This is a genomic window from Shouchella tritolerans, from assembly GCF_025770735.1.
GTDB classification, from domain to species: Bacteria; Bacillota; Bacilli; order Bacillales; family Bacillaceae_D; genus Shouchella; species Shouchella tritolerans.
Genome location: NZ_JAODPB010000009.1, coordinates 73,126 through 95,949, shown reverse-complemented (window position 1 = coordinate 95,949; position 22,824 = coordinate 73,126). Strand labels below are relative to the sequence as shown.

28 protein-coding genes and 1 tRNA gene are annotated in these 22,824 nt (G+C 43.7%); 10 read left to right on the top strand and 19 right to left on the bottom strand.

The genetic code is table 11. From position 1 onward, the window contains the following. The first annotated feature begins 19 nt into the window (after positions 1–19). Genes N6H06_RS20865 through N6H06_RS20855 form a run of 3 tightly spaced genes read left to right on the top strand, consistent with a single transcriptional unit; the run spans position 20 to position 2,561 of the window. On the top strand, positions 20–1,006 hold the full coding sequence (locus tag N6H06_RS20865) for an ABC transporter substrate-binding protein (RefSeq protein WP_263707857.1): 987 nt from the start codon (positions 20–22) through the stop codon (positions 1,004–1,006). A 12-nt stretch (positions 1,007–1,018) separates the two neighbouring features. Continuing rightward, positions 1,019–1,777, top strand: coding sequence for an ABC transporter ATP-binding protein (locus tag N6H06_RS20860; RefSeq protein ID WP_212954081.1), 759 nt, complete (start codon positions 1,019–1,021; stop codon positions 1,775–1,777). A 16-nt stretch (positions 1,778–1,793) separates the two neighbouring features. Then, a complete protein-coding gene (locus tag N6H06_RS20855) occupies positions 1,794–2,561 on the top strand; it encodes an ABC transporter permease (protein ID WP_062749936.1) in 768 nt (255 codons plus the stop codon). Between the two features lie 25 nt (positions 2,562–2,586). Here the strand turns inward: N6H06_RS20855 and ytkD are convergent, their stop codons facing one another. The 5 genes from ytkD to N6H06_RS20830 all read right to left on the bottom strand — a co-directional run bounded on the left by ytkD (position 2,587) and on the right by N6H06_RS20830 (position 6,417). Further along, complete coding sequence (gene ytkD / locus N6H06_RS20850) at positions 2,587–3,069, bottom strand: RNA deprotection pyrophosphohydrolase (protein ID WP_062749829.1); 483 nt, start codon at positions 3,067–3,069, stop codon at positions 2,587–2,589. 65 nt (positions 3,070–3,134) lie between these two features. Beyond that, positions 3,135–4,349: an MFS transporter gene (locus N6H06_RS20845; protein WP_318527596.1), complete on the bottom strand. Its 1,215-nt coding sequence runs from the start codon at positions 4,347–4,349 to the stop codon at positions 3,135–3,137. Between the two features lie 123 nt (positions 4,350–4,472). Then, positions 4,473–4,964, bottom strand: coding sequence for a YwpF-like family protein (locus tag N6H06_RS20840; protein ID WP_062749830.1), 492 nt, complete (start codon positions 4,962–4,964; stop codon positions 4,473–4,475). Between the two features lie 39 nt (positions 4,965–5,003). Next, entirely contained in the window at positions 5,004–5,156 is a 153-nt protein-coding gene (locus tag N6H06_RS20835; protein ID WP_193754518.1) for a hypothetical protein, read from the bottom strand. Positions 5,157–5,241: 85 nt separating this feature from the next. Then, entirely contained in the window at positions 5,242–6,417 is a 1,176-nt protein-coding gene (locus tag N6H06_RS20830; RefSeq protein WP_263707855.1) for a MalY/PatB family protein, read from the bottom strand. A 155-nt stretch (positions 6,418–6,572) separates the two neighbouring features. On the opposite strand from N6H06_RS20830, the gene N6H06_RS20825 reads away from it, so the two are divergent. Beyond that, on the top strand, positions 6,573–7,196 hold the full coding sequence (locus N6H06_RS20825) for a deoxynucleoside kinase (RefSeq protein ID WP_263707854.1): 624 nt from the start codon (positions 6,573–6,575) through the stop codon (positions 7,194–7,196). A gap of 11 nt (positions 7,197–7,207) precedes the next feature. Continuing rightward, the gene (locus N6H06_RS20820; protein ID WP_212954085.1) at positions 7,208–7,837 is read left to right on the top strand and encodes a deoxynucleoside kinase; all 630 of its coding nucleotides are present in this window, start codon (positions 7,208–7,210) and stop codon (positions 7,835–7,837) included. Between the two features lie 36 nt (positions 7,838–7,873). Here N6H06_RS20820 and N6H06_RS20815 read toward each other — a convergent pair whose 3' ends face one another. From N6H06_RS20815 to N6H06_RS20790, 6 genes are all read right to left on the bottom strand, one after another. Further along, on the bottom strand, positions 7,874–8,482 hold the full coding sequence (locus tag N6H06_RS20815) for a restriction endonuclease (protein WP_212954086.1): 609 nt from the start codon (positions 8,480–8,482) through the stop codon (positions 7,874–7,876). A 173-nt stretch (positions 8,483–8,655) separates the two neighbouring features. After that, entirely contained in the window at positions 8,656–9,627 is a 972-nt protein-coding gene (locus tag N6H06_RS20810; RefSeq protein ID WP_062749834.1) for a siderophore ABC transporter substrate-binding protein, read from the bottom strand. A 116-nt stretch (positions 9,628–9,743) separates the two neighbouring features. Beyond that, positions 9,744–10,565 (bottom strand): iron ABC transporter ATP-binding protein, encoded by an 822-nt coding sequence (locus tag N6H06_RS20805; protein ID WP_202968026.1) that lies wholly within the window; start codon positions 10,563–10,565, stop codon positions 9,744–9,746. Further along, positions 10,562–11,515 (bottom strand): iron chelate uptake ABC transporter family permease subunit, encoded by a 954-nt coding sequence (locus N6H06_RS20800; protein WP_062749835.1) that lies wholly within the window; start codon positions 11,513–11,515, stop codon positions 10,562–10,564. Before N6H06_RS20800 ends, N6H06_RS20805 begins: the two co-directional genes overlap by 4 nt. Then, a complete protein-coding gene (locus N6H06_RS20795) occupies positions 11,505–12,458 on the bottom strand; it encodes an ABC transporter permease (protein WP_062749836.1) in 954 nt (317 codons plus the stop codon). The genes N6H06_RS20800 and N6H06_RS20795 overlap by 11 nt, the downstream gene beginning before the upstream one ends. 149 nt (positions 12,459–12,607) lie before the next feature. Next, positions 12,608–13,234, bottom strand: coding sequence for a phosphatase PAP2 family protein (locus N6H06_RS20790; protein WP_212954087.1), 627 nt, complete (start codon positions 13,232–13,234; stop codon positions 12,608–12,610). A gap of 244 nt (positions 13,235–13,478) precedes the next feature. Here N6H06_RS20790 and N6H06_RS20785 point away from each other — a divergent pair, with 244 nt between their 5' ends. Further along, complete coding sequence (locus N6H06_RS20785) at positions 13,479–14,876, top strand: L-cystine transporter (RefSeq protein ID WP_062749838.1); 1,398 nt, start codon at positions 13,479–13,481, stop codon at positions 14,874–14,876. Positions 14,877–15,084: 208 nt separating this feature from the next. On the opposite strand, the gene N6H06_RS20780 is transcribed toward N6H06_RS20785, so the two are convergent. Beyond that, positions 15,085–15,558, bottom strand: a complete 474-nt coding sequence (locus N6H06_RS20780; protein ID WP_062749839.1) for a small multi-drug export protein — start codon at positions 15,556–15,558, stop codon at positions 15,085–15,087. An 87-nt stretch (positions 15,559–15,645) separates the two neighbouring features. Here N6H06_RS20780 and N6H06_RS20775 point away from each other — a divergent pair, with 87 nt between their 5' ends. Further along, entirely contained in the window at positions 15,646–16,104 is a 459-nt protein-coding gene (locus tag N6H06_RS20775) for a DinB family protein (protein ID WP_062749840.1), read from the top strand. Between the two features lie 28 nt (positions 16,105–16,132). Here the strand turns inward: N6H06_RS20775 and N6H06_RS20770 are convergent, their stop codons facing one another. The 3 genes from N6H06_RS20770 to cyoE form a co-directional block, all read right to left on the bottom strand. After that, the gene (locus tag N6H06_RS20770; RefSeq protein ID WP_062749841.1) at positions 16,133–16,513 is read right to left on the bottom strand and encodes a YisL family protein; all 381 of its coding nucleotides are present in this window, start codon (positions 16,511–16,513) and stop codon (positions 16,133–16,135) included. Positions 16,514–16,596: 83 nt separating this feature from the next. Then, the gene (locus tag N6H06_RS20765) at positions 16,597–17,085 is read right to left on the bottom strand and encodes a CcdC family protein (protein WP_062749842.1); all 489 of its coding nucleotides are present in this window, start codon (positions 17,083–17,085) and stop codon (positions 16,597–16,599) included. A 73-nt stretch (positions 17,086–17,158) separates the two neighbouring features. Continuing rightward, on the bottom strand, positions 17,159–18,094 hold the full coding sequence (gene cyoE, locus N6H06_RS20760; protein WP_062749843.1) for a heme o synthase: 936 nt from the start codon (positions 18,092–18,094) through the stop codon (positions 17,159–17,161). A gap of 351 nt (positions 18,095–18,445) precedes the next feature. Between cyoE and N6H06_RS20755 the strand changes: the two genes are divergently transcribed. Continuing rightward, positions 18,446–19,381: a manganese-dependent inorganic pyrophosphatase gene (locus N6H06_RS20755; protein ID WP_263707853.1), complete on the top strand. Its 936-nt coding sequence runs from the start codon at positions 18,446–18,448 to the stop codon at positions 19,379–19,381. A gap of 129 nt (positions 19,382–19,510) precedes the next feature. Then, a complete protein-coding gene (locus N6H06_RS20750) occupies positions 19,511–19,936 on the top strand; it encodes a DUF488 domain-containing protein (protein ID WP_238583357.1) in 426 nt (141 codons plus the stop codon). 114 nt (positions 19,937–20,050) lie between these two features. On the opposite strand, the gene N6H06_RS20745 is transcribed toward N6H06_RS20750, so the two are convergent. Further along, positions 20,051–20,710, bottom strand: a complete 660-nt coding sequence (locus N6H06_RS20745; protein ID WP_062749846.1) for a TetR/AcrR family transcriptional regulator — start codon at positions 20,708–20,710, stop codon at positions 20,051–20,053. A gap of 133 nt (positions 20,711–20,843) precedes the next feature. Between N6H06_RS20745 and N6H06_RS20740 the strand changes: the two genes are divergently transcribed. Continuing rightward, positions 20,844–21,659: an oxidoreductase gene (locus N6H06_RS20740; RefSeq protein ID WP_263707852.1), complete on the top strand. Its 816-nt coding sequence runs from the start codon at positions 20,844–20,846 to the stop codon at positions 21,657–21,659. Positions 21,660–21,899: 240 nt separating this feature from the next. Here the strand turns inward: N6H06_RS20740 and N6H06_RS20735 are convergent. The 3 genes from N6H06_RS20735 to N6H06_RS20725 all read right to left on the bottom strand — a co-directional run bounded on the left by N6H06_RS20735 (position 21,900) and on the right by N6H06_RS20725 (position 22,720). Continuing rightward, positions 21,900–21,972, bottom strand: a tRNA-Ala gene (locus N6H06_RS20735). A 112-nt stretch (positions 21,973–22,084) separates the two neighbouring features. Further along, positions 22,085–22,249 carry a hypothetical protein gene (locus tag N6H06_RS20730; RefSeq protein ID WP_213028963.1) on the bottom strand — a complete coding sequence of 55 codons (165 nt, stop codon included), beginning with the start codon at positions 22,247–22,249 and terminating at the stop codon, positions 22,085–22,087. A 57-nt stretch (positions 22,250–22,306) separates the two neighbouring features. After that, positions 22,307–22,720 carry a YugN-like family protein gene (locus N6H06_RS20725; RefSeq protein ID WP_062749848.1) on the bottom strand — a complete coding sequence of 138 codons (414 nt, stop codon included), beginning with the start codon at positions 22,718–22,720 and terminating at the stop codon, positions 22,307–22,309. Positions 22,721–22,824: the final 104 nt, after the last annotated feature.

Here is a 22,824-nt window from a genome sequence, read left to right as displayed (position 1 = left end):
TGAAAGGAGTGAAAAACTCGTGAAAAAACGGAATATCGCTGTTGGCACAGCGATTGCCTGCCTTATTTTGGCGGCATGTAGTCAAAATACGGACAAAGAAACGGTGCGTGTTGCCGAAGTGACTCGGTCTGTCTTCTACGCCCCTTTTTATCTCGCTATCGCCGAAGGCTATTTTGCCGATAACGGGATTGACATCGAACTGACAACTACTTGGGGAGGCGATAAAACGATGACTTCCCTTTTATCTGACGGGGCTGATATCGCTCTAGTAGGGTCAGAAACATCCATTTATGTCGCTTCTCAGGAAGCTGCTGATCCGGCGATCAACTTTGCAGCATTGACGCAAACAGACGGAACATTCCTCGTTGCCAGAGAAGATACAGGCGATTTTCAGTGGGAAGATTTGAAGGGAAGCACGTTTTTAGGCCAACGCAAAGGCGGCATGCCGCAAATGGTTGGCGAATATGTGCTGAAACAGCATGACATCGACCCTCACGCAGATTTAGCGCTTTTGCAGAATATCGAGTTCGCCAACATCTCCAGTTCTTTCGCTTCTGGCACAGGTGATTATGTTCAATTGTTTGAGCCACAAGCCTCGCTTTTTGAAGAGGAAGGAATTGGTACAGTTGTTGCCTCTTTCGGCACTGAAGTGAAGCAAGTCCCCTACACTTCTTTTATGGCCAAACAAAGTGTATTGGATCAGAATACCGACTTGTTCGTCCGTTTTAGTGCAGCCCTTTATGAAGGACAAAAACAAATCCAATCACAGTCTCCTGAGGAAACGGCTAAAGCGATTGAGCCATTTTTTGAAGACACCCCTACCGCCATTTTAGCAAGTTCAGTCGAACGCTATAAAGAGCAAGGCTCATATGCCGAAGATCCTGTGTTAACAGAAGAAGCATGGGCACAGTTGCTTGAAATCATGGAAGAAGCAGGAGAACTACCGGAACCGATTCCCTTTAGCGAGCTTGTCAATGATGACATTAGCAAACAAGGAATGGAATAAGGAGGCACGATCATGGCATCCTTACGCATTGACCGACTTTCTTTCACTTACGTCAACGAATCAGGTGCTTTTCAAGCATTAAAAGATGTTTCCCTTGAAGTAAAAGAAGGGGAATTTGTCTCTTTTATTGGCCCAAGTGGTTGTGGCAAAACAACGATCCTTTCGATCATTGCTGGATTGCTTAAACAGACAGAAGGATCACTGTCTCTTGATACCGCCAATAATGGCCAAATTGGCTATATGCTGCAACATGATTATCTGTTTCCTTGGCTAACAATTGAAGACAATATCACCATCGGTCAACGGATTCGCGGCAGCTATACAGAGTTGTCGGCAAAAAAAGCGCTGCGTTGGCTGAACCGCTTTGGTCTTAGCGATAAACGGCACGAGCGCCCACAAGCGCTTTCAGGAGGAATGCGCCAACGTGTCGCCCTTGTCCGCATGTTGGCTACTGACCCGTCGCTGCTATTGCTTGATGAACCTTTTTCCGCATTGGACCAACAAACAAAACTAAAGTTGGAGGAGCTCGTTTTTAAAACGTTGAAGTCGGAACAGAAAACAGCAATTCTTGTAACGCATGATATTGGCGAAGCGATTGCTATGAGCGACCGGATCGTTTTGTTTACGCAAAAGCCAGGGCGTGTCGCACAAATTTTTTCAGTTCCACAAGCACTGAAACAACTTTCTCCTTTTGAGGTACGAAACCATCCAGAATTCAACCACCAATTTCAGCTCATTTGGAAGGAGTTGGAACGCCTTGACACCACATGATCTGCACCAACATTACATGACTGCCCGTCAAAAAGAAAAACGATTCATTCGCCTCACACAGCTGGCGATTGTATTTGCCCTTGTTATCGGTTGGGAAACAGCCTCACGTTTAGCGTTAATCGACCCGCTGCTATTTAGCATGCCATCACGCATCCTCGGTTTGCTTTATGAGCATATTGTCGCCGGGACATTATGGCTCCATACCGGAGTGACGATGTTTGAAACGGTCCTTGGTTTTCTGCTAGGTACGCTTGCCGGCACGATATTGGCGGCTTTGCTTTGGTGGTCGAAAAGGCTGGCCGAAATCCTTGATCCGTTTTTAGTCGTATTAAATTCAATGCCAAAAGTAGCAATCGGCCCGATTTTGATCGTTGGGCTTGGGCCAAACATGACTTCTGTCATTGCTATGGGCATGCTCGTTTCAGTCATCATTACAACAATGGTTGTTTACACTGCATTTAAAGAAGTAGATGAAAACTATTTGAAAGTACTGCAAACATTTTCTGCATCCAAATGGCAACAATTCCGCCACGTCGTGTATCCAGCAACCATACCGGTGATTGTTTCAACACTAAAAATGAATGTAGGGTTATCGTGGGTCGGCGTCATTGTCGGTGAATTCCTCGTTAGTAAGCAAGGGTTAGGCTACTTAATCATTTATGGATTCCAAGTATTTAACTTTAACTTAGTGTTCATGAGTCTGCTCGTCATCGCGATTTTGGCAACACTTATGTACATTGCAGTCGAGCGCTTCGAAAAACGGATAACCGAGCATCATCGTTAAGCATGCCCTTGTACCCTTTTGCATGCTACGAAAAAAGCCCTTGTGCGATCGCATAGGCAGTTGCTGTGGGAACAACTTCGTCTTTCATAATAAAGCTAAAACGAGGGTCCTCTTTCAAGGTAGCCGGAAGCTCCTTTAGCAAAAGAGGCCCCTTTGTTTCCTTATAGCAATCTTTTTTTTCCATTTCAGTGACAACCGCTGCGAAAATATCCTTGCAAAAAGACGTTCCAGACCGCCCCTCTACCTGATATTGGCCAATATAAACGATACTGCCAATATGGGCCCCTGTCTCTTCCCAAACTTCGCGCACACCCGCATCTTTAGTCGTCTCGCCATCCTCCACTTTTCCGCCTGGAAATTCATAGCCCCGCTCTCGGTGTTCAGTGAGCACCCACTGCTTTTGAAAACGGGGAAGCACAAGGACGTGCCCCGCCGCCTCGGTAAATCGTTCTTCGTTTCCGAGAACCAGTTTCACCTTTTGCCCTTGGGGATCGATAAAATGTTCCATATACAACCGCCTTTTTCGTATTCCTCTTTTGTTAAAAGTATAGCCAATTGCGGTCAATGCGTCTATTATTGCCAAGTCTGTGACACTTTTTTATGTGGCCGTACGCCCCAAAATACAAGCAAAACCGACAAAACCACAAGGAGTGCATTCCCCGTAAATGTCCAAAAATGGTTCCCTTTCATAAAAAGAGCAAACAATGGCGGGCCAATCGCTACACCTACAAAGCGCATGCTGTTATAAAATGATGTAACCGACCCTCGCTGTTCCATGGGAATCCCTTCTGTCACGAACGCATCCAGGCTCGGTAGCGCCGCGCCAATGCCTACTCCTGCAGCAAAAAGTGCTGTCAGCATTACATACAATTCCTTATTAAACGAAACGACAAACGTCGAAACAGCAAGAAGGCACAACCCCGCCACTGTCATCCATTTCATTTTGATTTGGTCTTGGCCAATGATCCGCCCTGTCCCATACGACGCCAAGCACAATGCCATTAAAGGAAACGCTAAAATAACGCCTTTTCTGATTCCATCAATATGGTGTGTCTCTTCTAAAAACGATGACAAATAAAAAAGGACGCCGAATAAAATGTACATACACATCCCACCAACAAAAAACACCACATATAGCCAGCGCCCTTCCCGTTTAAAAATCTTTTTCATCGACTTTAAAAAAAGCGTTAAGTTTTTCGGCTTTTTGGCTAATGGCGGGCTTTCTACTAAAAATAAGACAAGAAAAATGGAGACGAAACAAAAGATAGGGAATGAAAAAAACGGCAAATACCAAATAATCGAAGCGAGTACTGCCCCAAAAATTGGGCTGAGCACTTTGCCAAATGTATTGGCAGTCTCAATGATGCCCAACCCTTCACTAACATCTTGGTTGTTTTTAAACAAATCACCGACGAAAGGCATCACAATCGGCGATGCCCCCGCCGCGCCGATTCCTTGCAACAGCCGGCCAATTAAAATGACCCAATAAGCATTGTCCATTTTCCATGCGGCTAACCCTGCCATCAGTCCGCCAATCCCGGCAACAATTAAACTTGGGATGATGACCGGCTTTCGTCCTACATGGTCAGAAATATAGCCCGCAATGGGAATAAACACGATCGCCACAACGGAATAAACAGTAATAAGAAGACTAACCATAAAAGAGCTTATTTGCAATTGTTTTCCAATAGTCGGCAGCACTGGAATCAACATTGAGTTTCCAAGCGTCATGACTAGCGGCACGGAGGCAAGGGATAGCAACCCCCATGTTTTCTTTGTTTTTCCCACAATCACGGCGCTCCTTTTCCACTCATTTTCCTGTTATTATGGAGCAAAATTGATAAAGCTATACAACCCGCCCGCCCACGAAAAAAGCAACGGAAGAACGCGTCTCCGTTGCTTTTGCCTCGGTTAAAGCAAATGGTAATTTTTATCTTTTTTCAAGTCTTGGTAGACTTCTTGAATGGTTTTATCTGAATATGCCTCTAACTTCTCGACTCGCCGTTTAAATTCATCCACCACGTCATCCCGTTCGATTCCTTCAGCGAGAATGTCTTCAAACACATCCTCTAGCACATCATCGCGGCCTGAAACAATTTTCCCTTTTAATACGACACTTTTTCCTTGATCCAATTCTGTAATCGCTTCAATGGAAGTAATCATAACCGCGGGGTGGTTGTTTTTGCTCGTAATGACGACACTAACGAGTATATGGCGCTCCGCTTCCTGTTCCCTTTCAAAAAAACGGGCATCTTCATTGGAGACAACGGCGTCGAGAAACCATGTCTTGTCTTCGTTTTCCATATTGATAATGAGCCCGTCATTAAAAGGAACGGGGTGTTGTTCCATTTTCCCCCCTTGCCCGTCAATCACTTGCAATGCATACAGTTTAAATGTCTTCAAGTACCTTCCTCCCCACGTCTTGCCTTGCCCTAGTGTCATTTAAGATGTCTTCATTTGCCCGTAAGCGAGATACAGCTGCCGTTGTTCAATCCATTCCAACAGTTCTTTTTCCGGTTTGGTTAATTCGCGGTTCAACGAGCGTGTAAATTCCTGCTCCAAGGTTTCCGACAATGATTTTAAAGGCTTGCTCATATAGGCAACGACTCCTTTAATCGGACGTATTAGGATGACAAGACACCTATATATTTTATTCGCTTTTAAATACGACTTTCCTGCATCAAAAACCCCTATTTTCATAAGCGCGCCGGATGCGCTCCAACCCTTCAGTAAGCGTTTGTCGAGAAGTCGCCAAATTCAAACGCTCGAAATCACGAGCCTCTTCCCCGAAAATCGCACCAGGGTTGAGTACAACTTTGGCTTCTTGGAGCAACCATTTTTTCCGTTCATCAGGGTGAAGGCCGAGCTCTTGACAATTGAGCCACAATAAGTACGTTCCTTGTGGTTGAATCGGCTCGATTTTCGGCATATACGTTGCCAAATAGTCAACAGTATACTGATAATTTGCTTGGATGTATGCCATTAGCTCCTTTAACCAAGGCTTTCCGTGCTCGTATGCAGCTTTGGTGGCAATGTCAGAGAACATATTGCGTCCATTCATAAATGTGGCTTCCAGCTCTCTAACGAATTCCAGCCGAAGCTTCGGATCTTCAATAATCACGTAGGCCCCTTGAACGCCGGCCAAGTTAAATGTTTTCGTTGGCGCAAGCGCTGTAAACGTACGGTTTGCAATTGTTTCTGTAACAGTTGCAAACGGTGTGTGTGTGTACCCTTCAAAGAGCAAATCGGCATGGATTTCATCAGAAATCACATAAAGGTTGTGACGCTCACATATTTCGGCCAGCGCTTTTAACTCTTCTTTGCTCCACACGCGTCCCCCTGGATTATGTGGGTGGCACAACAGAAGCATTTTTGTATTGTCTGTGATCACCTGCTCCAATCCAGCCAAATCCATTTTATAGTGACTTCCATCAAATAGAAGCGGATTTTTCACAAGTTGGCGTTTGTTTTTCTCGATAACATTATAAAACGGATAATATACAGGTGGTTGAATAATGATTTCGTCGCCTTCATTTGTAAAGGTTTTAATTAAATTGCTCAATGCCGGCACAACACCTGTGACATGGACGATCGAGTCGGCTTCTATTTTCCAACCGTACTGGGAGTCAACCCAGTTCACAATCGCTTCGTCTGCCTCAATTGAAGGAGCCGCATAGCCATAAACGCCATGCTCAACTTTGGCCTTTAAAGCCTCAATAACAGCGGTCGGCGCTTTAAAATCCATATCTGCTACCCACATTGGCAACAAGTCATCTTCGCCAAACAGCGTTTTTGTTCCATCCCATTTCATCGAATTGGTTCCTCTGCGTTCAATTACTTTATCAAATTCGTTCATCGCATACTGCTTACAGCAGTCTCCCTCCTCTGCTCATTTCGCATCATTTACTCCCTTAAGTGTACCACATTTTTTGACGTTCGACTTTCACACTGCTTGACCACAAAACGTGGTACACTAGCACATGTAAACATGCAAAACGAGGAGGAAACGGATTGACGACCCCATTTATATGTGTAGAAGGAGTGATTGGCGTCGGAAAGACAACGTTGGCCAAAGCGATTGCTACCCACTATGGGCGAGAATGCTTGCTTGAAATCGTTGAAGAAAACCCTTTTCTCGAAAAATTTTATGACAATATGGAGGAATGGAGTTTCCAAACCGAAATGTTCTTTCTGTGCAACCGCGTCAAACAATTAGAAGATATTTGCCCTGTTCTTAATCACAAACCAGTCGTGTCGGATTATCACATATGCAAAAACTTAATTTTTGCCCGTCAAACGCTGCCTGCGTTCAAATGGCGCCAATACAAACGTATTTTTCAAATTTTAAACGAGCCATTGCCAAAGCCAACAGTCGTCATTTACTTAAAAGCAGGCTTGTCGACACTAACCAACCGTATTACCAAAAGGGGGCGTCCTTTTGAAAAAGAGATGGATCCCAATTATTTGCGCAAGCTCTCAGACGATTATGAGGCGACAATGGCAGAACTCGCTAAAGAGGAGAACACAACGGTTTTAACGATTGACACGGACGACCTTGACTTTGTCGCCAATCCGAAAGATTTGGACTTTGTGTTTGCAAAAATTGATGCATGCCTTACATCTGTTAACCATTAAGGAGCTTACCAATGTTACATATCCCAAATAATGCTATCATTACTGTAGCTGGCACAGTTGGAGTTGGAAAAACAACTTTGACACACGCACTTGCCGCCGAGCTAAATTTTAAAACATCCTTTGAAAAAGTAGACAACAACCCATACTTAGACAAATTTTATCGCGATTTCGAACGGTGGAGCTTCCACTTACAAATTTACTTTTTAGCTGAGCGCTTTAAAGAGCAGAAGCGAATGGTAGAAGAAGGTGGTGGCTATATTCAAGACCGTTCGATCTACGAAGACACAGGCATATTCGCGAAAATGCACGCCGATAAAGGTACGATGACGCAAACCGATTACCAAACTTATACAAGTTTATTTGAAGCAATGGTCATGACGCCTTACTTCCCCCGTCCAGATGTACTGATTTACTTGCATGGCGATTTTGACTCGATTTTAGACCGCATTCAAGCACGAGGTCGCGAAATGGAAAAACAGACGCCCCTTTCTTATTGGGAAGAAATGTACAACCGTTATGAAACTTGGATTTCTTCCTTTTCTGCCTGCCCCGTTTTGCGACTCGATATTCGCGAATACGATTTACTGGCTGACCATTCATGCATCAAACGAATTGTTCATGAACTAAGCACCTATTTTTAATTAAAAAACAGCGAAGTTGCCTTCGCTGTTTTTTAGCTATTTGTAGAAGTAATCGCCGGCTGAAATACGCTTTCGGCTCTGCTCGACTTCGATTAAAGCTGGCTTTCCCTTAACAGGTTCAGGCAATTGCGGCGTTTTCACGACCCAATTTGCTTCTTCAAGCTTGCCTTTACGTATCAAACTAGCAAGCTCTTCGAGGTCTTCACGTAGTAAGAAATGGGTGTTTGTCGCTGCGGCCAGCCTCCAGCATGCTTCTGTCACTTTTTCGGCAGACGTGATAACCAATGACTTGTCAGCCTTATAAAAAATTTGCGCTCCATACACTTCTTGCACACAGGCTAAACCAAGATTAGCGCTATACCGTTTCGCTTGTATGACCCACTTGTGCCCTTCTTCATCGACAACGACTAAATCAGCACCGTAGTCGCGCGCTTTCGCCGTTTGGTACGTTTCATAGCCAAGCGCCGCAAACACGACTGCCAGATAGTCCTCAAACTCGCCGCCTTCCATGCGATCAATATCTTTTATCGTGATTTTGCTTACGTCTGTGCGCTTCTTTCTTCTAAAGGCGATACGGAGCGCCCAAACGGCAGCCAACAATACCGCTAAAGCGAGCAACCATAAGCTGAATGAAGTACTTTCCACATCAACCGTTCCTTTTAAAAAACAAATTAGATTCCTGCTGTTACAAGTTCCTGAAACGCTAGGAAAGCCTTAGTATACCATAAGGCATCCAATCAAAAAACTTGGTTCCCTAATGGGAACCAAGTTTCTGGGAGAAGTTATCGACTTTGTCGACAACTTTAAGAAGGAGCGTCCTATTCTGTCTCAAACATGCCGTCGATTTCATCAACGATCAGCTTGACCGATTCAAGGCCGCCACCACTTAAGTACCAAACTTCGCCGTCTAATACATAAATGTCATCGTTTTGTGCAGCTTTGGTTCGGTCGACAAGCTCGTTGTCAATGACTTGCGTGGCTGTTGCTTCGTTGCCAATAGAAGCGCCTCGATCGATCATAAATATATAATCAGGGTCTACATCAGCAATGTATTCAAACGAAACCGTTTCCCCATGGTTTTCAGCTTCAATGTCATCTGCTGTTTTGATACCTAGGACATCATGAATAATGCCAAAACGCGAACCTGCGCCGAATGCGCTGGCAGACCCTTCATCGGCTGATAGAATCAATGCATTTTTATCTGTGTTGTCTGCCCGCTCTTTTACTTTATCGATCGTTTCATGAATGCCTGCAAGCTGCTCTTCTACTTCATCTTGCGCTTCAAAAATGTCGCCTAGCGTCCGCATATTGGTTTCAAACGATTCCATAAAGTTTTCGTTGTCAACTGCCATATAAACCGTTGGCGCAATTTCACTTAATTCTTCATAGTTCTCAGACGCACGGCCAGAAATGAAAATGACGTCTGGCTCCATGCTGTGAATCAACTCGAAGTTTGGTTCAAACAACGAACCGACATCCTCATAGTCGTCGCTTTCAAACTCGGACAAGTAGTCAGGGAGATTGTTCGCTTTTGGGATTCCAGATACTTCTCCACCTAGCGCACGAATCGAATCGGTAATGCCATGGTCAAACGAAACGACCACTTCTGGATTAACCGGTACTTTAACAATCTCGCCGTTCATCGATTCCACTTCGATCGTTTCTTCAGTCGCTTCTGTGCTCGTTCCTTCGCCAGTACTTGTTTGTTCATTTTCATCTGAACTTGTACCGCAAGCGGCTAAACTTACTGTTGCAAATGCTGTTAATGCCCACATAAATGGTTTTTTCATGTCTAATTGCCTCCTCTATTCTCTCTCTATAGGCCCCCTAATGCGATCGTCAGTATTTCTCTAGATTGAAGATTTTGCTTTTTCACCTCCATTCCAAAATGAATGACATCCACTATTTAGTTAAAATAGACGCAAATGCGGTTGCAATTCACTTCTTCAACTGCGATTTCCATATCGTACACATTGCGGAGTGTGTCTGAGTTGATCATTTCATGGCAGCGACCTTCTTCAACAATTGCCCCGTCTTTCATCGCCACAATGTAGTCGGAGTAACAAGAGGCAAAATTAATGTCATGGACAACAATCATAATCGTTTTTCCTAGCTCATCAACAAGACGGCGCAACGTTTTCATAATCGAGACAGAGTGCTTCATATCCAAATTGTTTAACGGTTCATCTAAAATGATATAATCGGTATTTTGGGCAAGCACCATTGCAATGTAAGCACGTTGCCGCTGCCCACCGCTCAACTGGTCTAAGTATTTGTCTTGAATGTCGCGAAGCGCCATATAATCGATCGCCTCTTCGACATAAGTCCAATCCTTTTTCGTTAGCCGGTTTTGTGAATACGGAAAGCGGCCAAAGCTGACAAGTTCGCGAATGGTCAAACGGATGTTGATGTTGTTTGCCTGTTTTAAAATCGAAACTTTCTTTGCCAGTTCCTTGCTGTGATACGATTCAAGCGGACGTCCTTCAATCAAAATAGTGCCTTCATCTTTTTTCGACAAGCGGCTTATCATGGAAATCAGTGTACTTTTTCCGGCACCATTGGGTCCAATAAAAGATGTAATTGTTCCTTTTCTGACGTTGACCGAGACATCGTTGACAACTCTTTTTCCGTCATATTGTTTGCTGACATTTGTCACTTCTATGCCTACAGGCTGTGTATCAAGCTTTTGCAACGGGATGGCATTTCGGTCAATTAATGCGGTGGTCATGTCGATTTCGTCCCCCTTAAGAGCAAGTAAATGAAATAAATTCCGCCAACAAAGTTAATGATAACGCTCAGCGGAGCCGAGTAAGTGAACACGCGCTCGACGAGCAACGTCCCGCCAACCAAGGCAATGCTTGAAACTAGAACCGATGTAATCGCTAAATGGGTGTGCTTATAGGTTGGCATAAGCTCTCTTGCAACGTTCGCGACAAGTAGGCCTAAAAACAATACCGGGCCGACAAGAGCTGTTGAAACAGAAACAAGCAAAGCAATGACAACTAAAAACTTTCTAATCGCCTTATCGTAAGGAACGCCTAAATTAATCGCCTGGTCGCGCCCAAGGGAAATAGCATCCAAATATCTCAAATACGGCCAAATGTAAAGAACTGTTGCTGCTAGGATCACGATAGAAAGCCAAAGCAAATCAACATTGATATTGCTAAAACTAGCAAACATCCGATTTTGGATCGTTAAAAATTCATTTGGGTCAATCATGACCTGCAGAAACGTCGATAGGCTTGAAAACAATGTGCCAAATACAATGCCGACAAGCAGCAAAAAGTATAGATTTTGCCCTTCTTTTTTGAACATCAAGGCATATAACAAGACAGCGAACAACACCATAAAAACAATGGATAAACCAAAGTTTACATATTTGTTTATCGCGACAAGACCGATCGTCCCAAACAAAAAAACAAGCAACGTTTGAATAAGCATGTATAAAGAATCAAGGCCTATGATGCTTGGCGTCAGGATTCGGTTGTTTGTGATTGTTTGGAAAAACAAGGTAGAGCTAGCAATTGCCCCGCCGACAATGATAATCGCCACAACGCTTCTTCCTCGTCGTGGCAACGCATAGTCCCACGCTCCAGGGGCGATGTCAATAAACAAAAAAGTAGCCATCAATGCTGCTAACGCAGCGCCGAGTAATAAATAGATCCATTTAGGCTGCATGAGATCGTCTCCTTAAGAGCAAGTACAAAAAGATCGCGCTCCCGACAACCCCAACGACCAGTCCAATCGGAATTTCATATGGATAAATGAGAACACGCCCTAAAATATCACAAGCGAGCAAGAAAATGGCGCCTAACAGCGCTGTATGAGGCAAACTGTTTTTTAAGTTGTCCCCTCTTATAATCGAAACGATGTTTGGAATGACTAGCCCTAAAAAAGGAATCGAGCCAATTGTGACGACAATCGTAGCCGTGATCATCGCTACAATGAAAAGGCCGATATTCATAATTTGGTTATAATTTAAGCCTAAGTTTGTCGAAAAATCCTTCCCCATTCCTGCTACTGTAAAGCGATTTGCGAATAAAAAGGCAATGACAACAAGGGGAATGCCTATGTATAAAATTTCATAGCGCCCTTTAAGAACGAGTGAAAAGCTCCCTTGCATCCAAGAAGATAAGCTTTGCACTAAATCATATCGGTAAGCTAGAAAAGTTGTGATTGAGTTGACCACACTACCTAACATAAGCCCGACAAGCGGAACAAAAACGACATTTTTAAAGCGAATGCGCTCCAGTATTTTCATAAAAAGAAACGTTCCAAACAACGCAAAAAGAAATGCAATAAACATCCTTTGCAACGTGCTTGCTTGAGTAAAGACAACCACGGCGACAAGAATGCCAAGCCGAGCCCAATCCATTGTTCCAGCTGTTGTCGGCGATACAAATTTGTTTTGTGTAAGCTGCTGCATAATTAAACCGCAAACGCTTAAACTAACACCGACAATCAATACACTTAATAGACGAGGGATACGGCTAATGACGAGTGTTTGCACATCTTCATCGTCTAGACGAAACAAATCAAGTGGCGATATATCCTGTACGCCAATAAATAAAGATGCAAACGATAAAATCAAAAGCAAAGGGAGTAAATATCTTATTTTCATAATGTTAACATGAATAAAACATGCTGCTTGCCTCCTTTGCTCTACAGCTAATGATACTCATTATCAATTACGTATTTATCTTATCATTTTTACAAAAAATATCAAGGCTAAATGAGAAAGAATCTCGCTCTCAATAAAAAATGCCCCTTTTATCCGTTCGATTTTCTTGGTTGGAACAGCCAAAACAAGAAAAACACAAGGCTACCACTTAAGAGATATCCGCCAATGACATCGCTCAAATAATGAACACCAAGATATAGTCTAGAAAATCCCATAATGAGAATCATGAGGCTCGCAAAAACAACAAACGCTACACGGTGCCTTTGTTTGTTCACTCGCTTCCAAATCAGAAAGGTGAGCACCGTGTAAAACGACATTGCTCCCATTGAATGGCCGCTTGGAAAACTGTACGAGGACAATTCAACTAGCATATACTGTGCTGGCCTCTCTCGCTCTACCCATTCTTTTACGAACATATTAACAAGACCTGTCGCCGCCATCGTAACAGCGGTAAATGCTAATTCTTTGTGCGAGGCACGGACAACAAGCAAAATGATAAGTAGCGCTCCTGTCAAAACGAAAACCGTTTTAGTCGCCCCTAAAAAGGCAAAGACATGCATGAGAGTCGTAACCGGTTCAAAACGAATCGACTCAGCCCATGTTAACGCCAACTGGTCGACTTCCTCTAAAAAAGCGGTGTTTAAACTAAAAGCTACGACTAAAAAACAGGCCATGCAAACGATGCTTATCGTAAGCGAATTTGTATTCATTTTCATTCCAAGCACCACCATTTATCATTTAATGCATTCACATTGCTTACTGCTTTTTAACGTTCCCACTTTTCTTATTAAAAAAACGCTAATGAATAGGCAATGCCTTCTTTATTCGCCGAGCGTTTTCCTTTTCTGTAGGACAAAGTCTATGATACACTCACTTCACATATAATTCCCACTTGACTCATATGATTATACAGAATACTATAAAGAACGTTGTATATTTTAACCAAAGGAGTTTAAGCATATGGACTTGTTCTTAACTTTGTTGATTATTGCAATCGTCCTCGCTATAGCTGGACTGTTGCTTTACATGCAAAAAAAGCACGTATCTTTCTCGATTCGTGTTTTGTTGGCGCTAGGAGCCGGCGTTGTATACGGCCTTTTGCTCCAATTTTTCTTCGCCCCTGATTCATCTGTTATCCAACAATCAATGGATTGGGTCAATATTTTAGGAACCGGTTATGTCCGTTTCTTGCAAATGATTGTCATGCCGTTAATTTTCATTTCAATTCTGTCTGCGTTTACACGTATGACGTTAACAAAGAATCTAGGAAAAATTAGCGCCTTGATTCTCGGCACATTAATTGCTACGACAGCAATTGCCGCCGCCATTGGGATCACTGCTTCATCCGTCTTTCAACTTGAAGCGATTGACATTACCGCAGGCGAAGCAGAACTTAGTCGTGGCGATGCCCTTGAAGAAAGTTACGCTGGCATGGAAGCAGCGACATTGCCGCAACAAATTGTCGAACTAATCCCAGCTAATCCATTTCTTGACCTAACTGGCGAACGACCTACTTCAGCCATTGGTGTTGTGATCTTTTCTGCCTTTCTTGGCGTCGCCTATTTAGGTGTACGCCGCAAACAGCCGGAAGCAGCCGACACGTTTAAAAGCATCGTTGATGCCCTTTACGCGATCATTATGCGCGTCGTTACATTAATTTTACGGTTGACTCCTTATGGCGTTTTGGCCATTATGACTAAAACAGTTGCAACAAGTGATTTACAGGCGATTTCCACACTTGGAACGTTTGTACTTGCTTCTTATATCGCACTAATTGTCATGTTTGTTATTCATTTGATCATTCTGGCAGCGACTGGACTCAGCCCAATTACGTATGTAAAAAAGGCATTTCCGGTGCTTGCTTTTGCGTTCACTTCACGCACGAGCGCAGGGGCGTTGCCAATGAATATCCAGACACAAAAGAAATTAGGCGTTCCAGACGGCATCGCTAATTTTGCAGGTTCATTCGGCTTATCAATCGGCCAAAATGGATGTGCTGGGATTTATCCAGCCATGCTTGCCGTTATGATTGCGCCAACCGTAGGACAAAATCCCCTTGAACCAACGTTTATTTTGCTGTTAATTGTGGTCATTGCCATTAGTTCGTTTGGCGTAGCAGGCGTTGGCGGCGGTGCAACTTTCGCTGCCATTCTCGTCTTGTCCGCACTTGATTTCCCAATTGCGCTTGCTGGCCTCCTTATTTCGGTTGAACCACTTATTGATATGGGCCGCACTGCTTTGAACGTTTCAGGCAGCATGGTGTCCGGCATCTTTACTTCGAAAGTGACAGGCAACCTTAACAAAGAAGTATTCTCAGATCCGAACGAGCAACTTGGCACGCAAGACATGCAAGGCTAACCTTACTCAGACTGATAGAAAACGCTTGTCAGACGAGGAGTGCAGCCGAGGGAAGATGGGAATAAAACGGGGGTTCATGAACAGCGGTTTTCTTGCGCATGAAACGACCGTTTCAAAGCATATGAGTGAGGGAAACGACGACGTATGCGAGCGTTTGCCTACAGTCTGAAGCGCGGCAATCTAATCAGTTGCCGCGCTTTTCCTATGCCTATAGGCCAAAAAACGGGAGAAGCCAATGGCTTGCATACACACAAACAACGCCGAAAAGGATTGCCCAAAGGACAACACCGATAAGCGTCCACAAAATCGCATAACTGCGTGAAACGCCAAGTGCAACAGCGGTTACGGCGCCAATATGGCTGCTTAGCAAAATGGGTGCAAGGATACCTACGCCTGGCATTCCATACTTTTCTAGGAAATGCTTCGTCTTTTCCATCTGTTTGCTGGACTGTCGCCCGCTTTTCTGGCTGTTTTGTCTTTTCAGTGTCGAACCGCGAATTTTTTCGCTAAGCAACACAAGAAGCACGACTCCGAGGCTATTGCCTAAAATCGATACCAATACGGTCAGTACAGGGGGTTGATTGACAAAAAGAATACCGACTGGTACAGCAAGTGTATACTCAATGAAGGGAACCATGCTCGCCACGAACAGTAAGCTGAGCCATAGACTATCCGCTTCCATATTAACTCCCCTTTCCCACTTAAAATCAATGCAATCTTTAGCTGTTTTCGTTATACTTTAACCATCATACCGAAGGGAGCAAAAACGATGACCCACGTCGCCTTTTCTTTTGCCCGCATGGCCAATGAACAGGTCATACAGACCATTCCTGCAGAAAAACACGACATTATTCCCGCCGGTTTCAAAAACTCTGTCCATTGGAATTACGGGCACATCTTGATCATCGCAGACCATGTTCTTGGGCATGCGCCAGCTTTTGAAAAAACGGTTCCAAAGGAGTATTACCACCCTTTTGCTAAAGGATCGAGCCCTTTGCAATGGACCGACAAAGTTCCCTCTATTGAAACGCTTCAAGAAGCAGCAGCGAAACAAAAACAAGCAGCCGAGAAGTTAGCCGCCGAAACGGGAGGAACCGAAAAAACGGCTCCTTTTACTTTACACGGTCAATCGTTTCAAACAGTAGATGAACTTTTCAGTTTCGTCGCCTTCCATGAAGGCATGCATTACCGCACACTCCTCCATTACCGCAACGTGTTCTTAAACTAAAACAAAGCATGCCATGGCATGCTTTGTTTTAAAAGCGGATGATCCCATATCCCATCAGCACGATGACAACAAGCACCACAAGGACAGCAAACAGCATGCCTAGGCTGTTTTCATTCCGTTTCGCTTTTCCAAGCGCTGCTTCCATAAAACCGATAAGCAATACGGCGAGGAGGCCTTTGATAAAGAAAAAATAAGCAAATTGGTAGGCAATCAGCATGCTTGCGCCTGTTACGAGCATGATAACAAAGAATAGCCGGGCAATCATATGTATAATCGTTCCAGCCTTGCTTTTACCTCCGCGGAATAGAAAATAAGCAACTAAAAACAAAATTGCTAGAATCGCCCATGAACCTTCATGGGAAGCTTGAAAAATGGAAAAGTTATCTTGAATAAACCCGCCAGAATTCATTGAATATCCTCCTTTACGATTGTCTTTCCATTCCAGTATAGCGTGTCTGTTTTTCAAACGCTATCCATAGCCTGTCACGGCTTTTAAGTGGCCAACTTGTCGCTATCACGCTTGAGTTTTAGATAACGAACGAGCATTGCCACCCGCCAAGGCAACAACATTCCATAGGCAAGCAAAAAGAACATCCCTGACAGTTCCTCAGGATTTAACTCTTGCCCCATTACGATTCGAAATGCCACTCTTATCACAAGCAAGCCGATTAAGAGATAAGCAAACGCTTTCGAACGTTTTAAATAAATAGCACCATCCCGCACTTCAAATTTTGATGTGCAAATGAGGACGATCGAAAAAAGCGCACCGACAATAAGCGCTTCGCCAACATGGAAGGCTGAAGGCCTTGTTGGCTCATATAAAAACATCAAGAAGCCAGTTGACATCGCTAGCGGCGGCACCATAATCCGCTTCACCGAAGTAGGGCGTTTCGATGCTTTCATGCGGATCACGAGCGCTGCGCTTCCCATAGCAACCGCGATTAGCGTTGGAACCGCAATTAACAGCCAATTGTTCTCCATTGAAACATCCCCTTTCTAACCAAAAGCTAAACCCTAAAAAAATGGCGCCTTGCCTAGGCAAGACACCACTTTGTTAAAACAAGGGAGAAAGCAGTGAAAAACCAATAATCACCGTAAAAAGAATCGTAAGATAGTTAAGTGAAAAAACAAACATAAGGGTCGCCCATTTTTTAGGCTCCATTCGTTTATAACCAGCTAAGCTCAACGTCAGCCAAATCAATGACAACACAAGAGCGACAATGGTGATGAACCAACTTAACGAAACAAAGAAAAAGCTGGATGCAGCCAGGACAAACAAATAAACATTCGTTTGGATAAACGTCCGCTTGAACCCTTTGACGACCGGCAACATTGGTACTTTAGCCGCTTTGTATTCGTCATAGCGGCGAATGGCGATCGCATAAAAATGCGGCATTTGCCAAAGGACCATAACGACAAACAAGCCAATAATCGCCGGGTGAACCAAGTCTCCTGAAATCGCGGCCCAGCCAATAAGGGGTGGGACTGCACCGCCAACACTGCCAATTTCGGTATTATAAATCGTACGCCGTTTCGACCACATTGTATAGGGCACAACATATAAAAAGAGGCCAAGGAAACCAAACAACGCTGCACGTGGCGAAGCGACTCCGAGAAGCAACAACCCAAGCAATGATAAAGATATGCCAAGCACTAACGCATTGGCAGGCTGCATTCTGCCTGTTACAGTCGGCCGATTTTTCGTCCGGTCCATAATGGCGTCAATGTCACGGTCGTAAATGTTGTTAAAGGCACCTGCTGCCCCAATGACAAAGGCTGAGCCAAAAATAGCAAAAAGAATTTCTGGAAGCTTTTCGCCAATAGGAATGCCCGTAACGTAAAGAGCAAGGCTCAATCCCGCCGCCATCGCAAGCAGATTGGATTTAATGATCCCTGTTTTTAATGTTTCTGAGAGGACTTGCGAAAAAGCTTGTTTAGGCGTAGCAAGAGAGGCATTGTGTATGCTCTTATCTATTTTTTCCGTTCTCATAAACCCCCTCTTCCTCCTGTCTCATTAAACTGTTTAATATAACCACTATTATTCCTATTTTATTATTTTAGCATAGACAGCTTATTGCGCAGCTACTTAAACAAACTGTCGAAGTCCTGTCAAGAAGTTGTGACCAATTTCCGAAAAAACGCTACAGCCTGTCCAGTTTCCGCACACACATTTTTTATTATACGCTTTTTCCGGGCCAATGGAAAGTATGAAATCGCTTACTACCTATTTAAAGGAGTTTAAAGGAGGATTCACCGAATCGACCGACAAATGCTTCAAGTCTTCTAGCGAAGATGATACTATAGTAATGTTGAACATACTATGTAAAAGGAGTTTTATCAGATGCCTAAAACACTTATTTTTGGCCACAAAAATCCTGACACGGATACGATTTGCTCAGCTATCGCTTACGCCGATTTTAAAGGTCAGCTTGGTGTCGACACAGAAGCCGTACGACTAGGTGAACCGAATGGGGAGACATTGTATGCACTTGAAGCATTCGGCGTAAGCACGCCACGCTTCATCGAAAAGGCAGCAGACGAAACAGACCGAGTCATTCTTGTTGACCACAATGAACGCCAACAAAGCGTCAGCGACATTGACGACGTGCAAGTTGTAGAAGTGATCGACCATCACCGCATTGCCAACTTTGAAACAGCTGACCCCGTTTATTATCGTGCTGAACCTGTCGGCTGCACGGCGACGATTATTAAAAAGCTCTACAAAGAACACGGCCTTGACATTCCTAAACCAATTGCAGGCTTGATGCTTTCTGCAATTATTTCTGATTCGCTTTTGTTCAAGTCGCCAACATGCACAGAAGAGGACAAGCTAGCAGCCAAAGAATTAGCGGAAATTGCTGGCGTCAATGCCGAAGAATACGGATTAAACATGCTAAAAGCAGGCGCTGACATTTCTGATAAGACGGCTGATGAGCTGTTGACAATGGATGCCAAAGCGTTTGCAATGGGCGCTGCCACAGTTGAAATTGCCCAAGTGAATACTGTTGATACAAATGACGTGCTCGCTCGCCAAAGCGAACTCGAAAAAGTGATTACCGCCAAAATCAATGACAATGGGCTTGACTTATTTGTCTTTATTATTACAGACATCCTCGAAAATGATTCAGTCGCCCTCGTTCTCGGCGACAAAACAGCTGCATTTGAACTAGCCTTCCAAACAACGTTAACAAACCATACGGCTATTCTCAAAGGCGTTGTTTCCCGGAAAAAACAAGTCGTCCCGCCTCTCACAGAAGCAATTGCCAACATTAACTAAAACACACGATGTTCATCAAAAACAAGCCAGTTGATATGTTCTCAACTGGCTTGTTTCTCCTTACCTTTCCAGAGCGAAGATAAATGGTGAACCATCTCCAATGCAAGGCACACAACTAATAAAAGGAGGATGGCTTTTGTAATGTTCGATCGTCCCGAAAAGCAAAACAACGAAGAGAACCGGATTACCATAGATGTCAAACGAATTTACGAAACGCCCTCTCCTGAAGATGGCGTGCGAATTCTCGTCGACCGGCTCTGGCCCCGTGGCGTGTCAAAAGAGCGAGCTGCCATTGATGAATGGATGAAGGAAATTGCGCCAAGTCCCGAATTGCGTATATGGTTCAGCCACCGGCCGGAGCGATTTGCATCATTCGCCAAGAAATACGAGTTAGAATTGGCGCAGGACCCCATTCGCTACGAACGAGCGGTTCGAATATGGGAGATGGCGGTACAGAAACCCGTTACTCTTGTATATGCCGCAAAAGATCCCGTTCATAACCACGCTAATGTTCTGCGGGATTGGCTAGTTCAGTCTTGTTCGCATGAAGCCTAAAGCAAAAAACGACGCTCCAAAGGAAGTGATGCATATTCCGCTCAGCACTTGAATTATAGGAGAGTTATCTGATTTCGTACCACCAATGGTTTCGGAATATACCAAGCATGTGACTTAGTTGCTTGTTTTCAACGTACTATTTAAATAATCTGTCGTATAAGCAACGAACTCGGAAAAGTCATCAATAAAATGAATCGGTTTGTAACTCATACCAGATTGCTCCATGGCTTGTTTTTGAATCGGTGCAGGTGATGTATAAGGAAATAATCCGATCACATAATGGGATTGAAGCTGAAGGAATTTATTGACAGTTTTATCGTCCCAAGCTGGGAACACAACCCTCACGACGTCATTCACCTCGGTCATTGCGGTAAGATATTGCTTTTTAAAATCTACAAGCCTTTCCAGTGAAACATTTCTCTCAATCATTGTGAAAAGCATGGAAACAAGCTTTAAAAACCGTGGATGACGATCTAATACTTGAGCCCATTGTCGTGCAAAATTGTGTATATCGTGAGTCATTTCAGTTACAAAAGTCTTCTTAATGTCGCTAACCCAGTCTTTGATTTCATCCAAAGCGACCAAAAGATAAATTTCTTCTTTTGAAGAGATATATTTATATAAATTTCCACGTGTAAATGTCGTTTCGTTGGCAATTTTAGCAAGGTCAATTTCATGAAATTGCAATGTATCAAAGAGCTTAATCGCCGCATTTTTAATTTGCTCTACTCGAATCTTTCGTTGTTCTTCATTCCTGACTCGATCGAATTCCATCTTTCATGTCTCTCCTTTCGAAAAAAATTATAACACAAAGAACTTGCGAAACCATAAATTACAATCTATAATCAGTTTAAAGTAACGTGACGTCACGTCAATTATGTGGCTTGGAAGCCAGGAGGAGTAAACAATGCATATGAGAAAAGTTGTTTTGATCACAGGGGCATCGGCAGGAATCGGTAAAGCTACTGTAGAGTTGCTTTTGAAAGAAGGATACATTGTATATGGAGCGGCCAGACGCATCGATCAGATGAGGGATATTGAATCGAAAGGCGCACATATTCTCGCAATGGATGTAACGGATGATCGGTCCATGAGAAATGGCGTTAACCGAATCATACAAGAACAGGGCAGAATCGACGTGCTATTCAATAATGCGGGTTACGGTGCTTATGGAGCGGTCGAAGATGTACCAATGGAGGAAGCAAGACGTCAATTTGAAGTCAACCTTTTTGGATTAAGCCGTCTGACCCAATTGGTTCTCCCCTATATGAGAACACAACAATCAGGAAAGATCGTGAATACTTCGTCTGCAGGCGGAAAAGTTTATACACTCCTAGGTGCTTGGTATCATGCTGCAAAACATGCGCTGGAAGGATTCTCTGATTGCCTGCGCGTGGAAGTCAAGCCATTCGGAATTGATGTCATTATCATCGAGCCGGGGGCTACCGAAAGTGAATGGGCAGAGGTTGTATTTGAACACGTTCGGAAAATATCAGGGAATACAGCATACAGTAAAATGGCCGATGCTTTTATAAATACGTTAAAAAAACCAGGTGCAGTTTATCCTCCTGCTCGGATTGCCCAATTGGTTTTAAAGGCAATCCGATCCCAAAAACCAAAAACTAGATACGTGGCAGGCAATGCCATACCAGTTTTAATGTTGCGAAAAATTTTATCCGATCGGATGTTCGATCGTGTTCTCTCTCAAATGTTTAAGATATAAACTCGATCTTTAGGTAACGTATGTTAGGTTAAAACCAGGAGGATGTCCCATTCTTCATTTAACTTTCTCAAAGACGACAATAGCCGGAAAAATACAATTAAAGAACTCGGAGCTTACGCTTGATCAATGAGATAAATCATTAATCTCGTATGCGCGAAAATCCTTTAGTAACAGATACCTAATTTAAAATAAAAAAGGAAGCTGATCGTCTGAATCAACTTCCTTTCTTATCTTATTTAATGGAGCCTAGGGGGCTCGAACCCCTGACCTCAACGCTGCCAGCGTTGCGCTCTCCCAGCTGAGCTAAGGCCCCACACGGTTATGTATGTCCAATAACGTTACTGCAATAATATAACATAGCTCACCGCTGTTTGCAATACAAAAAAACAAAAAATCGCAGCCTCGCGTTTACAAATTTACTAGTATCAAGAAGGCAAAAACAAACCGATAATAAACCAGACCAACCCGCCGAGTAAACCGACGACTGCAGATTGGATAGCAGCTTCCTTTGTGATTCGTTTCGCCTTTATAAAATCGAGTATTAACCAACCGCAAAAAATAGCTAAAGCAATAATGATCGATTCACCCATTTTCACTCCCCCTCCCGCTATTACTTTAGCAACTTTTCTCCCATGTAGCAATGATTATCAGGCAAGCGTTTGCTCAAGCTCTGCTACTAAGTTGTCCGCTAACGAGCGGTATTTGTCGAAAACCTCCCCGTCCTTGTCAACAGGTGCTTGAAACTGGTTTACAAGCCCCTCGGCTACCGCCGGCACAACACCGCTTAACGACTCTTCATCATTGTCTTGTTGATAAACATGGTTTAGCAAGTACAACGTTCCAACTTGGATGACGGCGTTTTTTGAGCCTAGCTCCCCTTCCACTGCCTGAACGGGAATACGCAAAAACGTATATCCATTGTCCGCCGAAATTTTGTAATCGTAATAGCCATGATCATAGTCCCAATTGCCACCGAGTGTGTAGCCTAGTGATTCCAATACACTTTGCAATTCTTTTGCTTTAAATTGTTTGCCTTCGATTGTTGATTCAAGTGCGATCAAACAAATCGCTCCCTTCGTTTTTCCATCGCCATTAGTGTGGGAAAGGAGCCTCGAACTTATACACCGGCAAGACATAAAAACAACGCAGCCCAATGGACTGCGTT

Bases quoted from the DNA above. Each gene is read 5' to 3' on its own strand.
- N6H06_RS20860 (WP_212954081.1), top strand. From the start codon at position 1,019: ATGGCATCCTTACGCATTGACCGACTTTCTTTCACTTACGTCAACGAA.
- N6H06_RS20855 (WP_062749936.1), top strand. From the start codon at position 1,794: ATGACTGCCCGTCAAAAAGAAAAACGATTCATTCGCCTCACACAGCTG.
- ytkD (WP_062749829.1), bottom strand. From the start codon at position 3,069: ATGGAACATTTTATCGATCCCCAAGGGCAAAAGGTGAAACTGGTTCTC.
- N6H06_RS20835 (WP_193754518.1), bottom strand. From the start codon at position 5,156: ATGAGCAAGCCTTTAAAATCATTGTCGGAAACCTTGGAGCAGGAATTT.
- N6H06_RS20830 (WP_263707855.1), bottom strand. From the start codon at position 6,417: ATGAACGAATTTGATAAAGTAATTGAACGCAGAGGAACCAATTCGATG.
- N6H06_RS20820 (WP_212954085.1), top strand. From the start codon at position 7,208: ATGTTACATATCCCAAATAATGCTATCATTACTGTAGCTGGCACAGTT.
- N6H06_RS20810 (WP_062749834.1), bottom strand. From the start codon at position 9,627: ATGAAAAAACCATTTATGTGGGCATTAACAGCATTTGCAACAGTAAGT.
- N6H06_RS20805 (WP_202968026.1), bottom strand. From the start codon at position 10,565: ATGACCACCGCATTAATTGACCGAAATGCCATCCCGTTGCAAAAGCTT.
- N6H06_RS20800 (WP_062749835.1), bottom strand. From the start codon at position 11,515: ATGCAGCCTAAATGGATCTATTTATTACTCGGCGCTGCGTTAGCAGCA.
- N6H06_RS20795 (WP_062749836.1), bottom strand. From the start codon at position 12,458: ATGAAAATAAGATATTTACTCCCTTTGCTTTTGATTTTATCGTTTGCA.
- N6H06_RS20790 (WP_212954087.1), bottom strand. From the start codon at position 13,234: ATGAAAATGAATACAAATTCGCTTACGATAAGCATCGTTTGCATGGCC.
- N6H06_RS20785 (WP_062749838.1), top strand. From the start codon at position 13,479: ATGGACTTGTTCTTAACTTTGTTGATTATTGCAATCGTCCTCGCTATA.
- N6H06_RS20780 (WP_062749839.1), bottom strand. From the start codon at position 15,558: ATGGAAGCGGATAGTCTATGGCTCAGCTTACTGTTCGTGGCGAGCATG.
- N6H06_RS20775 (WP_062749840.1), top strand. From the start codon at position 15,646: ATGACCCACGTCGCCTTTTCTTTTGCCCGCATGGCCAATGAACAGGTC.
- N6H06_RS20770 (WP_062749841.1), bottom strand. From the start codon at position 16,513: ATGAATTCTGGCGGGTTTATTCAAGATAACTTTTCCATTTTTCAAGCT.
- N6H06_RS20765 (WP_062749842.1), bottom strand. From the start codon at position 17,085: ATGGAGAACAATTGGCTGTTAATTGCGGTTCCAACGCTAATCGCGGTT.
- cyoE (WP_062749843.1), bottom strand. From the start codon at position 18,094: ATGAGAACGGAAAAAATAGATAAGAGCATACACAATGCCTCTCTTGCT.
- N6H06_RS20755 (WP_263707853.1), top strand. From the start codon at position 18,446: ATGCCTAAAACACTTATTTTTGGCCACAAAAATCCTGACACGGATACG.
- N6H06_RS20750 (WP_238583357.1), top strand. From the start codon at position 19,511: ATGGCTTTTGTAATGTTCGATCGTCCCGAAAAGCAAAACAACGAAGAG.
- N6H06_RS20745 (WP_062749846.1), bottom strand. From the start codon at position 20,710: ATGGAATTCGATCGAGTCAGGAATGAAGAACAACGAAAGATTCGAGTA.
- N6H06_RS20740 (WP_263707852.1), top strand. From the start codon at position 20,844: ATGCATATGAGAAAAGTTGTTTTGATCACAGGGGCATCGGCAGGAATC.
- N6H06_RS20730 (WP_213028963.1), bottom strand. From the start codon at position 22,249: ATGGGTGAATCGATCATTATTGCTTTAGCTATTTTTTGCGGTTGGTTA.